General features: G+C 75.4%; 8 protein-coding genes and 5 tRNA genes. 7 read left to right on the plus strand and 6 right to left on the minus strand.

Annotation, left to right across the window (positions count from 1 at the left end):
- Nucleotides 1-11: 11 nt before the first annotated feature.
- Nucleotides 12-842, minus strand: coding sequence for an aminotransferase class IV (locus tag OG618_RS09300; RefSeq protein ID WP_329486844.1), 831 nt, complete (start codon nt 840-842; stop codon nt 12-14).
- Between the two features lie 76 nt (nt 843-918).
- On the minus strand, nt 919-1,968 hold the full coding sequence (locus OG618_RS09305; RefSeq protein WP_329486845.1) for a chorismate-binding protein: 1,050 nt from the start codon (nt 1,966-1,968) through the stop codon (nt 919-921).
- Nucleotides 1,969-2,285: 317 nt separating this feature from the next.
- On the opposite strand from OG618_RS09305, the gene OG618_RS09310 reads away from it, so the two are divergent.
- The 5 genes from OG618_RS09310 to OG618_RS09330 all read left to right on the plus strand — a co-directional run bounded on the left by OG618_RS09310 (nt 2,286) and on the right by OG618_RS09330 (nt 2,804).
- Nucleotides 2,286-2,358: transfer RNA gene (locus OG618_RS09310), tRNA-Gly, on the plus strand.
- A 40-nt stretch (nt 2,359-2,398) separates the two neighbouring features.
- Nucleotides 2,399-2,472 (plus strand) — tRNA-Cys (locus OG618_RS09315).
- A 34-nt stretch (nt 2,473-2,506) separates the two neighbouring features.
- A tRNA-Val gene (locus tag OG618_RS09320) sits at nt 2,507-2,578 on the plus strand.
- Between the two features lie 41 nt (nt 2,579-2,619).
- Nucleotides 2,620-2,691, plus strand: a tRNA-Val gene (locus OG618_RS09325).
- 41 nt (nt 2,692-2,732) lie between these two features.
- A tRNA-Val gene (locus OG618_RS09330) sits at nt 2,733-2,804 on the plus strand.
- A gap of 325 nt (nt 2,805-3,129) precedes the next feature.
- On the opposite strand, the gene OG618_RS09335 is transcribed toward OG618_RS09330, so the two are convergent.
- Nucleotides 3,130-3,327 (minus strand): hypothetical protein, encoded by a 198-nt coding sequence (locus OG618_RS09335; RefSeq protein WP_329486846.1) that lies wholly within the window; start codon nt 3,325-3,327, stop codon nt 3,130-3,132.
- Nucleotides 3,328-3,778: 451 nt separating this feature from the next.
- Here OG618_RS09335 and OG618_RS09340 point away from each other — a divergent pair, with 451 nt between their 5' ends.
- The gene (locus OG618_RS09340; RefSeq protein ID WP_442906774.1) at nt 3,779-5,854 is read left to right on the plus strand and encodes a protein kinase domain-containing protein; all 2,076 of its coding nucleotides are present in this window, start codon (nt 3,779-3,781) and stop codon (nt 5,852-5,854) included.
- 253 nt (nt 5,855-6,107) lie between these two features.
- On the opposite strand, the gene OG618_RS09345 is transcribed toward OG618_RS09340, so the two are convergent.
- A complete protein-coding gene (locus OG618_RS09345; RefSeq protein ID WP_329486847.1) occupies nt 6,108-6,917 on the minus strand; it encodes a TrmH family RNA methyltransferase in 810 nt (269 codons plus the stop codon).
- Between the two features lie 263 nt (nt 6,918-7,180).
- Between OG618_RS09345 and OG618_RS09350 the strand changes: the two genes are divergently transcribed.
- Nucleotides 7,181-9,784: a SpoIIE family protein phosphatase gene (locus OG618_RS09350; protein WP_329486848.1), complete on the plus strand. Its 2,604-nt coding sequence runs from the start codon at nt 7,181-7,183 to the stop codon at nt 9,782-9,784.
- Nucleotides 9,785-9,905: 121 nt separating this feature from the next.
- Here the strand turns inward: OG618_RS09350 and cobA are convergent, their stop codons facing one another.
- Nucleotides 9,906-11,183 carry a uroporphyrinogen-III C-methyltransferase gene (cobA, locus tag OG618_RS09355; RefSeq protein WP_329486849.1) on the minus strand — a complete coding sequence of 426 codons (1,278 nt, stop codon included), beginning with the start codon at nt 11,181-11,183 and terminating at the stop codon, nt 9,906-9,908.
- Nucleotides 11,184-11,290: 107 nt separating this feature from the next.
- Nucleotides 11,291-15,109: a nicotinate-nucleotide--dimethylbenzimidazole phosphoribosyltransferase gene (gene cobT / locus OG618_RS09360; protein WP_329486850.1), complete on the minus strand. Its 3,819-nt coding sequence runs from the start codon at nt 15,107-15,109 to the stop codon at nt 11,291-11,293.
- Between the last annotated feature and the right edge of the window lie 445 nt (nt 15,110-15,554).

The following is a 15,554-nucleotide window of genomic DNA, read 5'->3' on the forward strand; positions in this document are numbered from 1 at the left end:
TGTGGTGGGGCTCAGGGGTCGAGGTCGTCGCCGCTGCGCTCGGTGAAGACGGCCAGGGCCTTGGTGGTGACGGGGCCCGGTCCGGCGAGTTCACGGTCGTCGATCCGGGTGACGGCCTGGACGTCGCGCAGGGTGGAGGTCAGGAAGATCTCGTCGGCCTCCCGGAGCACGTCCAGCGGCAGGTCCGTCTCCTCGGCGCCGCACCAGTCGACGACGAGCTGCCGGGTGATGCCGGCCAGGCAGCCGGAGGCGAGGGTGGGGGTGAGCAGGCGGCCGCCGAGGACGACGAAGACGTTGGAGCCGGTGCCCTCGCAGAGCTGCCCGGCGGTGTTGGCGAACAGGGCTTCGGAGGCCTGGGCGCGGTGGGCGGCGGCGAGCGCGACGACGTTCTCGGCGTAGGAGGTGGTCTTGAGGCCGGCGACGGCGCTGTGCTCGTTGCGGCGCCACGGGACGGTGGCGGCGGCGGTGGTGTCGGGGCGGCGGGCGGCGGTGCCGAGGGAGACGACCAGGGTGGGGGCGTCCTGGCCGCGCTCCGAGCCGAGCGGGGCGATGCCGCCGGTGTAGGTGAGGCGCAGGCGGCCCAGGGGCATCGGGTTGGCGGCCAGCACCTGGGCGCAGGCTTCGCGGACCAGGTCGTGGTCGGGGTCGGGCAGGCCGAGGCCGCGGGCGGAGCGGGTGAGCCGGTCGAGGTGGCGGGTGACGGCGAAGGCCCGGCCGTCGACGGCCTTCATCGTCTCGAAGACGCCGTCGCCGGTGGTGAGGCCGTGGTCGAGGACGGACAGGGCGGCGTCGGCGGAGTCGACGAGTGACCCGTTGACCCAGCTCGTGGTGGGGTGCTGCATCGAGGGCTGCTCCTCAAGGCGGTTGCGCGGTGCGGTGAGCCTGGGTCGGTGGTGGCCCGGGGGTGTGCGTCCCGCTTCAGTCGGTTGCGGTGCCCGACGCTATCGCGACCAGGCGGGCGGCCTTCAGTTCGGTTTCCGCCCACTCGCGCGCCGGGTCGGAGCCCCAGGTGATGCCCGCGCCGGTGCCGAAGCGCAGCACGGGTGCGCCGGGGTCGGTCCGGTCGATCCAGAACGTGCGGATGCCGACGGCGAGTTCGCTCTCACCGCGGTCGGCGTCGACCCAGCCGACGGCTCCGCAGTAGGGGCCGCGCGGGGCGGTCTCCAGGGCGTCGATGATCCGCAGGGCGCTGGACTTGGGGGCGCCGGTGACGGAGCCGGGCGGGAAGGTCGCGCCGAGGAGTTCGGGCCAGCCGGCCTCCGGGCGCAGGGTGCCCTGGACGGTGGAGACCAGGTGGACGAGGCCGGGGTGCTTCTCGACGACGCAGAGGTCGGGGACGGTGACGGTGCCGGTCTCGCACACCCGGCCGAGGTCGTTGCGGACCAGGTCGACGATCATCACGTTCTCGGCGTGGTCCTTCTCCAGCAGGTCGGCCTCGGTGCGGCCGGTGCCCTTGATCGGGCCGGAGGAGACGGTGCGGCCGTCGCGGCGCAGGTAGAGCTCGGGCGAGGCCGTCGCGATCTCGACGCCGTGTCCGGGCAACCGGACGGTGCCCGCGTAGGGGGCGGGGTTCCCCTGTGCGAGCAGACCGGTGAGGGCGTCGATGTCGGTGCGGTCCCGGTCCGGCAGCGGCGCGGAGAGGACGCGGCAGAGGTTGGCCTGGTAGACCTCGCCGGCCGCGATGTGGTCGCGGATGCGGCGGACGCCGGCCTCGTAGGCGGCGCGGTCCAGGGAGCTGTGCCAGCTGTCGGCGGCCGGGCCGAGCCAGCCCGCGCCGGACGGGGGCGCGGGGGCGGGGCGGACGTCGTCGAAGCGGGCGCAGGTGAGGCGGCCCTCGAAGTCGTGGACGACGGCCCAGAAGCCGGCGGAGTCGAGGGCGGCCGGGTCCGAGGTGACGTCGCGCAGCCCGGTGGCGAGGCGGCCGCCGAAGCGGGCGAGCGGGCTGTGGGGGACGGGCTGGCCGGACACGGTTCTCCTGCGCGGGCTGGTGGGGCTGCGGTGCCTGAAGTGTAGGTCGGGGGCGCGGGCGGGGGTCGGGCCGCCGCAGGGGGCGTGAGCAGGTGCGGGCGTCGCGCGGGTGTGCGCCGGGTGGCCGGCGGCTGACCGGCGGGTGCGCCGCAGGTGGGGGCGGTGGCCACCCGGAACGGCTGACGGGGCGGCACCCCGGGGGGACCGCCGCGGCACGCTGCGGGAACGGATTTTTAGCTGGCCCGGGAATCCGCTAGAGTTCAACACGTCGCCAGGGAGCGCAGCCGCACAAAAGCGGTGAGGCCCCCGGGAGACAGGCGGACGTGGCTCAGTTGGTAGAGCATCACCTTGCCAAGGTGAGGGTCGCGAGTTCGAATCTCGTCGTCCGCTCGATGGAGAACAGTGTAAGATCGTTCTTCGAGTGTTGCCTGGTGGAGTGGCCGAGAGGCGAGGCAACGGCCTGCAAAGCCGTCTACACGGGTTCAAATCCCGTCTCCACCTCCAAGAGGTACGACCGGTTCGACCGGGCGACCTCCCCGCGCGATTAGCTCAGCGGGAGAGCACTACCTTGACACGGTAGGGGTCACTGGTTCAATCCCAGTATCGCGCACGTCGGATCCTTCGGGGTCTGCTGCAGGACCGCCACACCAGGCGCGATTAGCTCAGCGGGAGAGCACTACCTTGACACGGTAGGGGTCACTGGTTCAATCCCAGTATCGCGCACGTCGGGCCCTTCGGGGTCTGCTGCAGGACCGCCACACCAGGCGCGATTAGCTCAGCGGGAGAGCACTACCTTGACACGGTAGGGGTCACTGGTTCAATCCCAGTATCGCGCACAGTAATCGGCCGGGGCCGTGATCCATGGATCACGGCCCCGGCCTTCTGCGTTTCCGGGACCGCTGTCGCGGCCGGCGTGACTGCCGTTCCGCAGCGGGCCTTGGGGCCCGGGAAACGAAGAAGAGCCGTGTACGGACGCCCTCACCGACGTCCGTACACGGCATCTCCGCCTGCCGGGGTGCTCTGCGCACCGCTCCCGCCCGTCCGCGGGTCAACGCGGTGCGCGGCCTTCCCCGGCGGCACTGGCTCCCCGTCCCCAGGGGATCAGTGCCCGTTCAGTGGCCGGCCGGGCAGGTGCGCCGGCCGGGATCACGGGTCGATCGGTCAGTGGGTGATCAGTTCGGCGACGGCCTGCGCCTGGTTCGCCATCTGCTCCCAGCCCCCGAAGAGGATGACCAGCAGCACGGCGCAGGGCAGGGCGATCGCCAGCGCCACCGCCGGGTGCCTGGTCGGCTCCGCGGCCTGGCGCTGGGTGAAGGCCGGCCGACGGCGGCGGGGCGACCCCGTGAGCTGCGATGCCATGCCCTCACTCCTGATTCCTGCGCCGCTCTGGTCGTGCGCTGCTCGTGCCGACCGACGGGTCTAAGTGGACGCGGTGGACGGCTTACCTCGGGGGACGAGCTCCCCGTCCACCGCTGAGGACAACGCTATGGCCCGAGGGGGTGGTCGGACGTCATGCCGTCGTACTGTTCTCCGGGCATCCCCGAGGATGACGCTCCGACTTGAGGACTACTACCGAAGGGGGAGAGTCCCTCCACCGGACCCCCGGGGGAACCCTGAGAGCCGACCCCGAGAAACGCTCCCGCCACCGCGCGCGCGACTGTCAGTGCAAGATCGGACAATCGCACGGAGGGTTCAGGTGTTGCGTATCAGCACACCGCAGCAGGCAGTCCGTAAGCTGTGCCCGACAGGAACTGACGATGCCCCAACCGACGGGGCCTCATCCACAGGCTGACGGGGAACGATGATGGCGATGATGCGGCTGAGGCGTGAGGACCCCCGCATCGTCGGGCCGTACCGGCTGCACCGGCGCCTCGGAGCCGGCGGCATGGGCGTCGTCTACCTCGGCTCGGACCGGCGCGGGCAGCGGGTCGCGCTCAAGCTGATCCGCGCCGAGCTGGCCGAGGACCTGGAGTTCCGCACCCGCTTCGCCCGGGAGATCGCCGCCGCGTCCAGGATCCGGGGCGGCTGCACGGCTCGGGTGGTCGGCTCCGACATCGAGACCGACCGGCCCTGGCTGGCCACCGCGTACGTCCCCGGGCCCTCGCTCTACAAGCGGGTCGGCGACGGCGGACCGCTGAGCTGGCCGGAGGCCGCCAGGATCGGCGCCGCCCTGGCCGACGGCCTGGTCAAGGTGCACGAGGCCGGGGTCGTCCACCGGGACCTCAAGCCGTCCAACATCCTGCTCTCGCCCCGCGGGCCGCGGATCATCGACTTCGGGATCGCCTGGTCCCGCGGCGCCAGCACGCTCACGCACGTCGGCACGGCGGTGGGCTCCCCCGGCTTCCTCGCCCCCGAGCAGGTCCGCGGCGCCGCCGTGACACCCGCGACGGACGTCTTCGCGTTCGGGGCGACGCTCGCGTACGCGCTCACCGGGGACACCCCGTTCGGCTCGGGCGCCTCCTCCGAGGTGATGCTGTACCGGGTCGTCCACGAGGAGCCCGACCTGACGGACGTCCCTCCGCAGCTGGCCCCGCTGATCCGGGCCTGCCTGGCGAAGGAGCCCGCCGAGCGGCCCGGGGCGGCCGCCCTGCACGAAAGGCTGAGCGAACTCGCGGCGCGCGGCACGGGCGACGGCCCGGCGCCGGAGCGGCCCGGCCGCGGGCCCGTCGGCCGCGCCGGGGCGGGCGCGCGGCCGAGCGCTCCCGGGCCCGGCTCGGCCGCCGGACCGGGCTCGGCGGGCGCCGCCGCACGCGGCGTCCCGGCGCCGGGGCGCGGACCCGACCCGGCGGGCGCCCCGCGTGCCCGCGCCGGGGCGGCGAGCCGGCCGGGCGGCCACCAGCCCGTCGCACAGCACGGCGCCCACCCGGGTGCCCACCCCGGCGTCGCCCAGCGCCGGCCGCAGGGCCGGCCGGGGCAGGCCGCCACCGCGCCGATGCCGCGCCCCGAGGCCCACACCACCCGGCCGCTGCGCGAACGCCAGCAGACCCCGCCGCCGGGGCGCACCGGCACGCCCGGCGCCGCGGCGGGCCCCCGCGAGCGGGACCAGCGGCCGGACCGGCCGCGCGGGCAGGCCCGCGACCGGCAGCACACGCCCGTCCCCGGCGGCCGCCCGGCCACCGCCCGTCGGCGGTTGCTGCGGCAGCGGCTGGTGGTCTTCGTCACCGTGACGATCGGTGTGGCACTGGCGATCGCGGCTGCGCAGGGGTGCGAGAACCGGGACAACCAGAGCCTCGGTCCGGTCCGCGGCGCCGGGGCCACGGTCAGCGCCGGACCCAACGGGCCCGCCGGGCAGTCGGGCGCCGCCACGCAGGGGTCCGGGCTCTCGGCGGACGGCGCGGCGCAGTCCGCGACACCGCTGGCGGCGGCGGCCCACGGCAGCGTGGCGGGTGACGGCGCGCTGACGCCGCCGCAGGGCGCCGGGCCGGCGGTGGACTGGCCCAACCGCAGCTACCCCGACCCGGCGGGCGGCCCGGCGATCGCGCTGCGGGACGGCCGCTCGGCGGCAGGGGCGGGACCCCAGGTCGCGCTCAGCGCCGTCCTCCCGGCCCGCTACAAGGGCGCGGCCGCGGCCCTGGTGGTGCTGCGCCGCGCGGAGGGCTCGGTGCCGGCCGACCTCGTCCAGTTGTTCGCCTTCAACGGGGACGCGCCGGTCGCGCTGGCGTCCCGCTCGTCGGCCGCCGATCCGCAGGCGACCGCCGCCTGGCGGCTCGACAACGGCGCGCTGGTCCGCGAGGAGCGGGCCAACCAGACCGGCGCGGTGGCCTCCACCCGCTACTCGGTGCGGTCGGACGGCACCATCGAGGAGTCCTGGCCCGGCGCCCCCACCACGATCGTCACCCCGCCACCCGCCGCCGCCCCGGCCCCGCCGACGGCCCCCACGGGCTGACCGGCGGGCCAACCGACGCACCGGAAGTCGGCCGGGCCGACTTCCTGATCCGCGGCTCAGGGTGTGGATGGCGTGGGCCATCGGGGAGCCAAGGCCGTGCTCCGCCCTGATGAGGGCGCGGCGGGGGTGCGGGGTGCGGATCAGGCCGAGGGGCCGGAGGTGCGGGCCCCGGTGGGGAAGCCGCCGGCGGTCGGCAGGTGAGGCCGTCGCCCTGCGGGTTACTCAGCTGGGTGCGGGAGCGAGGGGTGACGGGTCAGGCCGGGGCGGTGACGGCGTAGAAGGCCACGGCTGCTGCGGCGCCCACGTTGAGGGAGTCGATGCCGTGGGCCATCGGGATGCGGACGGCGCGGTCCGCGGCGGCCAGCGCCCGGCGGGTGAGGCCGTCGCCCTCCGCGCCGAGCATCAGGGCCGCCTTGGGCAGCCGGTGCGGGGCCAGGGCGGCCAGGTCGACGGAGCCCTCGGCAGGGGTCAGGGCGAGCAGCTCGAAACCGGCGGCGCGCACGGTGTCCAGCGCGGCCGGCCAGGGCTCCAGCCGCGCGTACGGGACGGCGAAGACGGCGCCCATGGAGACCTTGACCGCGCGCCGGTACAGCGGATCCGCGCAGTCGGGCGAGAGCAGCACGGCGTCCATGCCGAGCGCGGCCGCGCTGCGGAAGATCGCGCCCAGGTTGGTGTGGTCGACCAGGCCCTCCAGCACGGCCACCCGGCGGGCGCCGGCCAGCAGCTCGGCGGCGTCCGGGAGCGGGCGGCGTTCCATCGAGGCGAGCGCGCCGCGGTGGACGTGGTAACCGGTGACCGCCTCGGCCAGCCCCGGTTCGACCACGTGGACGGGGGCGTCGGTGTCGGCGATCACGTCCGCCATCACGTCCAGCCACTTGGCCGTCAGCAGCATCGACCGCATCCGGTACCCGGCGGCCATCGCCCGGCGGATGACTTTCTCGCCCTCGGCGATGAAAAGACCCTCGGCGGGTTCGCGGCGGCGCCGCAGTTCGACGTCGGTCAGGCCGGTGTAGTCGCTCAGGCGCGGGTCGGCGGGGTCGGTGATGGTGCTGGGTTCGGACACCCTGCGATCTTGCCAAGCCGGGGTGGAGAAGGCCAAACGGCCCAGGGCGGGATGTGCTTGACCTTGGCCAGTCGGTGTGTGGAGTGCAAATATGACGTATGGCCCGTTTTCCGGGCCGATCATGGGCTCCGTCGGCCTCTGGCACTTTCGGCTCCGCTACGTCTTCCCGTGCCGCTGGTACCGCCGGCTCCTCCGGTGGGCGCCCACACGGTCGGCAACAGCAGCCGAAGGACGCTCGGCCGAGACCGGTACAGCGCCGGTCGGTGGCCGGGCAGGTCTTCGCGCTGCAGGTACTCGTGGTGCTTCTGCTGGTCGCCGCCGCAGTGGTGGCGCTGGTGGTGCAGTCCCGCAACGACGCCCGGCACGAGGCGACCAACCGGTCGGTGGCGGTCGCCCAGACCTTCGCCAACTCACCGGGCATCGTCGAGGCGCTGCACTCCCCCGACCCCACCGCGGTCCTGCAGCCGAAGGCCCAGGCCGCGGCGCTCAACGCGGGAGTGGACTTCATCGTCGTCCTCAACACCGACGGCATCCGCTACACGCACCCCAATCCGGCCCGGATCGGTCAGAAGTTCGTCGGCGACTACGAGCCCGCGCTGCACGGGCAGGTGGTGACCGAGCAGGTCAACGGCACGATCGGACCTCTGGTCCAGGCGGTCGTGCCGGTCCGGGCACCGGACGACTCCGTGGTCGGCATGGTCTCGGCGGGGGTCACTATCGCCAACATCAGCAGCGCGAGCGAGCGGCAGCTGCCCGTGGTGCTGGGCGCCGCGGCGGTCGCCATGGGGCTGGCCACCTGCGGGACGGCGCTGGTCAGCCGGCGGCTGCGGCGGCAGACCCACGGGCTGGGCCCGTCCGAGATGACGCGGATGTACGAGCACCACGCGGCGGTGCTGCACGCGGTGCGCGAGGGTGTGCTGATCGTGGCCGGCGACGGGCGGCTGCTGCTCTGCAACGACGAGGCACGCCGGCTGCTGGCACTGCCCGCCGACGCCGAGGGGCGGCTGGTGACCGAGCTGGGCCTGGACCGCGCACCCGAGGAGCTGCTGACGGCCAACCGGCCGGTCACCGACGAGGTGGTGCTGGCCGGTGAGCGGCTGCTGGCCGTGAACGTCCGGCTGACCGACCGGGACGGCGGTCCGCCGGGCTGCGTCGCCACCCTGCGGGACTCCACCGAGCTGCTGGCGCTGTCCGGGCGGGCCGAGGTGGCCCAGCGGCGGCTGCGGCTGCTGTACGACGCCGGGGTGTCGGTGGGCAGCTCGCTCGACGTGACGCGGACGGCCGAGGAGCTGGCCCAGGTGGCGGTGCCGCGGTTCGCGGACTTCGTCAGCGTCGATCTGGCCGAGGAGGTGCTGGAGGGCGACGAGCCGCCGCAGGGCCAGCCGCTCGGACAGATGCGGCGGGCGGCGTTCAAGGGCGTCCGGGAGGGCTCGCCGTTCTACCCGGTGGGCACGGTGCTGGCGGTCGTGCCCTCGACGCCGCTGGCGGGCGCGCTGGACACCGGGGAGGCCGGGCTGGAGCCGCGGCTGGCGGAGGCCGAGGCCTGGCGGGGGCAGGACCCGGAGCGCTCGGTGCAGGCGCTGGAGTACGGGGTGCACTCGCTGGTGCGGGTGCCGCTGCGGGCGCGCGGGGTGCTGCTGGGGGTGGCGCGGTTCTGGCGGGCGGACCGGCCGGAGCCGTTCGACGAGGAGGACCTGGCGCTGGCCGAGGAGCTGGTCTCGCACGCCGCGGTCTGCATCGACAACGCGCGCCGGTACACCCGCGAGCACGCGATGGCGGTGACGCTGCAGCACAGCCTGCTGCCGCGCAACCTGCCCGCGCAGAACGCGCTGGACGTGGCGCACCGGTACCTGCCGGCGCAGGCGGGGGTGGGCGGCGACTGGTTCGACCTGATCCCGCTGCCGGGCGCGCGGGTCGCGCTGGTGGTCGGGGACGTGGTGGGGCACGGCCTGCACGCGGCGGCGACGATGGGCCGGCTGCGGACGGCGATCCACAACTTCTCGACACTGGACCTGCCGCCGGACGAGTTGCTCGGGCACCTGGACGAGCTGGTGAACCGGATCGACCAGGAGGAGTCGGCGACCGGCGGGGCGGCGGCGGTCACCGGCGCGACCTGCCTGTACGCGATCTACGACCCGGTGACGCGGCGCTGCACGCTGGCCAGCGCGGGGCACCCGCCGCCGGCGCTGGTCGGTCCGGACGGCCGGGTGGAGTTCCCGGAGCTGCCGACCGGGCCGCCGCTGGGGCTGGGGGCGCTGCCGTTCACGACCGCCGAACTGGAGGTCGCCGAGGGCAGCCGGCTGGTGCTCTACACCGACGGACTGGTGGAGGACCGCGACCGGGACATCGACGAGGGGCTGGAGATGCTGCGGGCCGCGCTCACCGGGCCGCCGCGCACTCCCGAGCAGACCTGCGCGGACGTGCTGGGCGCGATGCTGCCGGCACGGCCGCAGGACGACATCGCGCTGCTGGTGGCGCAGACCCGGGCGCTGGCGTCCGACCAGGTGGCGGAGTGGGAGGTGCCGTCCGACCCGGCCGCGGTCGGGGAGGTGCGGGCGGCGGTGGCGGAGCGGCTGGCGCAGTGGGGGCTGGACGAGGCCGCGTTCGTCACCGAGCTGATCCTGAGCGAGCTGGTGACCAACGCGATCCGGTACGGGCGCGGGCCGATCCGGGTCCGGCTGCTCCGCGACCGGGCGCTGATCTGCGAGGTGTCCGACGCCAGCAGTACGTCGCCGCACCTGAAGTACGCGGCCACCACGGACGAGGGCGGGCGCGGGCTCTTCCTGGTCGCGCAGTTCGCGGACCGCTGGGGCACCCGCTACACGGCCGGCGGCAAGGTGATCTGGACCGAGCAGCCGTTGGAGTGAGGCCGGGCGCGCGGGTCGCGGTGCGGGGTGGGAAGTCGGCCGGGCCGACTTCCCACCCCTCGGTCGATCAAGCGCGCAGGGTTGATCAGGCGTGCAGAGTTGATCAGGCGTGCAGGGTTGGTCAGGCGTGCACGGCGGGGGCCAGGACGTTGACCACGTCACCGATGACGATCACGGCGGGGGGCTTGATCCGCTCCGCCTCGACGGTGGCCGCGACCGTGGCGAGGGTGGCGTCCACCCGGCGCTGGGCCGAGGTGGTGCCCTCCTGGACGACCGCCACCGGGGTGTCGGCCGGGCGGCCGCACTCGATCAGCTTGTCGGCGATCGCGCCGATCTTGTCGACGGCCATCAGCAGCACCAGGGTGCCGGTCATCCGCGCGACGGCCTCCCAGTTGGTCAGCGAGCGCTCGTCGGCCGGGCCGACGTGCCCCGAGATCACGGTGAACTCGTGCGTCATCCCGCGGTGGGTCACCGGCACGCCGGCCGAGGCCGGCACGCTGATCGAGCTGGAGATGCCCGGCACCACGGTGACCGGCAGCCCGGCCTCCGCGCAGGCCAGCAGCTCCTCGCCGCCGCGCCCGAACACGTACGGGTCGCCGCCCTTGAGCCGGACGACGAACTTGCCGGCCTTGGCGTGCTCGATGAGCGTCCGGTTGATCGCCTCCTGGGCCATGAAGCGGCCGTACGGGATCTTGGACGCGTCGATCACCTCGACGTGCTCGGGCAGCTCGGCGAGCAGCTCGCGCGGGGCGAGCCGGTCCGCGACCACCACGTCGGCGTCGGCGAGCAGCCGGCGCCCGCGCACGGTGATCAGGTCCGGGTCACCAGGACCGCCCCCGACCAGGGCGACGCTCCCCGTGCCCGGCCGCCCGGCGGCGCCCCCGACCCCGTGCGAGCGGTACTGGCGGGCGGCCAGCGAGCCGTCCCGCAGGCCGTCCACGATGGCGTCGCGCAGGGCGGCGGAGTGCCTCGGGTCGCCGGTGAGGACGGCGACGGTGGCACCCGCGTCGCGGCCGCTGGCCGGGGTCCAGGCGGTGGCGGCGGCCGCGTCGTCGCTGCGGGCGCAGAACACCCGCTCGCGCTCCGCCTCGGCGCTGACCGCGGCGTTGACCGCCGGGTCGTCGGTGGCGACCAGCGCGTACCAGCTGTCGGCCAGGTCGCCGTCCCGGTAGCGGCGCTCGTGCCAGGTGAACTCGCCGGCGTCGGCCATCGCCTGGACGGCGGGCGTGGTGGTCGGCGATATCAGGTGCAGGTCCGCGCCGGTGGCGATCAGCGCGGGGAGCCGGCGCTGGGCCACGTGGCCGCCGCCGACCACGACGACGCGGCGGCCGGCGAGCAGCAGGCCCACCGGGTACGGGGTCCGGCCCTCGGTGCCGGGGTGCGGGTTGGGCGCGGTCATGGGCAGGGCTCCTGAATCAACGTGAGGGTGCGGTGGGGGTACGGCGCGGCACCGCTCCGCGCGCCGGCGCGCCCTCGGGCCGGTTCACGGAGCGGTGCGGACGGTCGTCAGGCCTTCTCGGTGACCCCGGCGGAGTCGAACGTGGCTACATCGTGCATCGCCCGGGCCGCACTCTGCACCAGCGGCAGGGCCAGCAGGGCGCCGGTGCCCTCGCCGAGCCGCAGGTCGAGGTCGATCAGCGGACGCAGGCCGAGCTTGGCCAGCGCGGCCTGGTGGCCGGGCTCCGCCGAGCGGTGGCCGGCGATGCAGGCGGCGAGCACCTCGGGCGCGATCGCCTTGGCGGCCAGTGCCGCCGAGCCGGCGATGACGCCGTCCAGGATGACCGGGGTGCGCAGCGAGGCGGCGCCGAGCAGGAAGCCGGCGATGGCCGCGTGCTCCAGACCGCCGACGGCGGCGAGGACGCCGATCGGGTCGGCCGGGTCCGGCTGGTGCAGGGCGAGCGCGGCGCGGACGACCTCGACCTTGCGGGCGTGCGTCGCGTCGTCGATGCCGGTGCCGCGGCCGGTGACCTCGGCCGGGTCCAGCCCGGTGAAGACCGAGATCAGGGCGGCGGAGGCGGTGGTGTTGGCGATGCCCATGTCACCGGTGACCAGGGCCTTGTTGCCGGCGGCGACGAGGTCGCGGGCGGTCTCGATGCCGATCTCGACGGCCTTGAGGACCTCGTCCCGGGTCATCGCCGGGCCCTGGGTCATGTCCCCGGTGCCGGGCCTGACCTTGCGCGGCAGCAGGCCGGTGGTCCGGCCCTGCTGGATGGCGTCGGGGAGCTCGGCGGCGACGCCGACGTCGACCACGCAGACCTCGGTGCCGATCTGCTTGGCGAAGGCGTTGATCACCGCGCCGCCGGCCAGGAAGTTGCCGACCATCTGGGCGGTGACCTCCTGCGGCCAGGGGCTGACGCCCTGGGCGTGGACACCGTGGTCGCCCGCGAAGATCGCCACGCAGGCGGGCTCCGGGATCGGCGGCGGGCACTTGCGGGACAGCCCGGACAGCTGAGCGGAGATGATCTCCAGCATGCCGAGCGAGCCGGCCGGCTTGGTCATCCGCTTCTGGCGGTCCCAGGCCTCGCCGAGGGCCTTGGCGTCGAGCGGGCGGATGCCGCGCAGGGTCTCGGAGAGCAGGCTGTGCGGCTCCTCGCCGGGCAGCGCGCGGTTGCCGTACTGCTCCTCGTGGACGACCCAGGAGAGCGGGCGCTTTTTGGCCCAGCCCTGCTGCTGGAGCTCCGGTTCGTCCGGGAACGCGTCGACGTAGCCGACGCAGAGGTAGGCGACGACCTCCAGGTGCTCGGGCAGGCCGAGCTCGCGAACCATCTCCTCCTCGTCGAAGAAGCTCACCCAGCCGACGCCGAGGCCTTCGGCGCGGGCGGCCAGCCAGAGGTTCTCGACGGCCAGGGCGGCCGAGTAGGGGGCCATCTGGGGCTGGGTGTGCCGGCCGAGGGTGTGGCGGCCGCCGCGGGTGCGGTCGGCGGTGACCACGATGTTGACGGGCGTTTCGAGGATCGCCTCGATCTTGATTTCCTTGAACTGCTTGGCCCGGCCCTTGGGGAGCGAGTCGGCGTAGGCCTCGCGCTGGCGCTCGGCCAGTTCGTGCATCTTGCGACGGGTCTTGGCCGAGCGGATCACGACGAAGTCCCAGGGCTGGGAGTAGCCGACGCTGGGCGCGGTGTGGGCGGCCTCCAGGACGCGGATCAGCACCTCGTGCGGAATCTGGTCCGGGCGGAAGCCGTTGCGGATGTCGCGGCGCTCGCGGATCACCTGGTGGACGGCCTCGCGGCCGACGTCGTCGTAGCCGGGGGCGGCCGGGCCACGCGGCTCGGCGGGCTCCTCCGCGGGCTCCTCGGTGACGGGCTCCTCGGTGACGGGCTCCTCGGTGACGGGCTCGGCGGCTTCGGCGGGGTCGGCCGCCTCGGCGGGCTCCGCGGCCTCGGCGCTTCCGGCCTCCGCGTCGGGGGCGGCGGCGTCGGCCCCGGCGGCCTCGGGCTCGGTCTCGGCGGCCGACTGCTCCGCAGGGGCCTCGGGGACCTCTGGGGCCTCTGCGGCCTCAGGGACCTCCGCGGCGGCCTCGGGAGCCGCTTCGGGCTCCACCGGCTCCGCCACGGCGGCGGGCTCGACGACAACCTCCTCCGGGCCCGGAGCCGCAGCGGCGGCCTCCGCCGGGGCCTCCTGCGACTGCTCGGGCTCCGCGACGGCGACGGCGACGGCCTGGCCGGACGGCATCTCGCCGGTGCCGACGGCGGTCTCGGCGGACTCCTCGGCGGCGGCCTCGACGCCCGTCCCGGCGGCGGCCTCGGCCGGGCTCCCGCCCTCGGCGGGGGCCTGGCCGTCGGTGACGACCGGCGCCTGCTCGACGGCGTCCGGCTCCTGGGCGGCCGGCACCGGCTCGGCCGCGGGCTGCTCGACAGCGGGCTGCTCAACGGCGACCGGCTCGACGGCGACCAGCTCAACGGCGGGCTGCTCCGGGGCGGTGTCCGGCACCGGCTCGGCGGCGGGCGCCTGGGTCTGCTCGGCGACCGCTATGGGGACGGCGTGCCGGCCCTCGCCCTCCGCGACGGCCTGGACCGGCTCGGTGCCCTCGACCTGCGGGAGGCCGTGCGGGGTCGGTGCGGCGAGGAAGGCGGAGATCCGGCGGGGCTGACCGGCCTGGGCGGCCGGCTGCTGCGGCGCGGCCTGGGCGGCGTCGGGCGCCTGCGCCTCGACGGCCACGGGCTCGGCGACGGCGGGCTCGACGGCAGTGACCTGCTCGACGGCGACCGGCTCGGCGGCGACGGCCTCGGCGGGCAGGGCTTCGGTCTGCTCGGCGACCGGCACCTGCACCGGCACCTGCTCCACGACGGCCGCGGGCTCCACGACGGCGTCGGCGGCCGGCGCCGCGACGGGCGCCTCGGCGATCAGCCCGGCGTCGGCGACCGGAGCGGCCACCTCCACCGCGCCCACCGGCTGCGCGGCCGGTTCGGCGTACTGCGGGGCCTGCGGGGCCTCCTGGGCCGGCGGCACGGCCTGCGGCGGCTGGACCGGGGCCATCGGCTGCTGCGCCGGCTGGGCCTGCGCGGGCGCGGTGGCCTGCGGCTCCGGCTGCCCGGCGAAGACCGGGATGCCGTGCGCGGGCGTGCCGCCCTGCGACGGGCCGCGGTCGGCGAGCGAGCGCACCGGGACCTGGCCGGTCATCAGCGAGGGGTCCGGGATCGGGGGCCCGGCGTGCAGCGGGCGGCGGGGCTGCTGAGCCGCCGTCAGCTGGTCCTGGCCCTGCGCCTGGAGCGGCGGCTGGACCTGCTGCGGCACCGCGGCCTGGAGCGGCACCGGCTGCGGCTGGACCTGCTGGGCGGCCGGGTCGGCCGCGCCGAGGACCGGCGGCTCCAGCGGCGGCCAGGACGGCTCGACCGGCGTACCGGGAGCGGCCTGCTGCTCGGCGCTCTGCTCACCGGGAGCGGCCTGCTGCTCGGCGCTCTGCTCACCGGGAGCGGCCGCCAGCGGCTCGCCCCAGGAACCCTGCGGACCGGGCATCAGCAGGACGTCGTCCTCGTCGTCGAGGGGGTCCGGCTGGTCCGGCTGGTCCAGGAAGTGGAACGCGGGGCGCGGGGCGCCCTGATCGACCCCCCAGCCCTCGCCGGGCGCCTGGACGCCGTAGCCGGGCACGCCGAGCGGCTGCGGCTGACCGCCGGGGCCCTGCGCGGGAAACATACCGATGCCCTGGCCCACCGCTCCGGGCAGGCCGTTCCCCGGCGCCGCCGGGTTCGGGATCAGGCCGCCGTCCGGTGCGACGCCGTGCCCCGGCGCGACAGTGGAGACGCCCTCCGGGCCGCCGAGAGGGTCGGGCCCGGCGAGCAGGTGCTCCGGCAGTCCCTCGTTCGGAACGTGGCCGCCATCGGTCATGTCAAAGCTCCTTCCAGGCCGCTGCCGCGCCCTTGGCGACGCGATCACCGACCGCAGCGCCCATCCGCACGGGCCGGGCCCTGGAACCGGACCCGCCCCTCAACCACATGCGGCCGCCGCGCCGAGGCGCTGCGGCCGAATTCCTTCCGGCGCGCTGCGGCACCCCGGCCCGCGCACCACCCGGGTGGGGAGGCGCGCCATCTGAGACAACGACAAGGCGGGGCAACCGGCAACGACCGCACCGGACCCTACGGCATTCTCCAGGTCCGGCACGCGGCCCGTCGAATTGCCCACACTCCGAGCCGTTCCGGGTTGCACCGCGTCAAAAAGGCGACAAACCGACCGGATCGGGCGGGCCCCCGGACGCCGCAGCCGTCCCGGACGCCACACTACCGGCCCGGCGCCGCCACCTCTCGAATCGGTGTCCGGATGCGACCTGGATCAC

The organism is Kitasatospora sp. NBC_01246, from assembly GCF_036226505.1.
In the GTDB taxonomy this organism is placed as follows: domain Bacteria; phylum Actinomycetota; class Actinomycetes; order Streptomycetales; family Streptomycetaceae; genus Kitasatospora.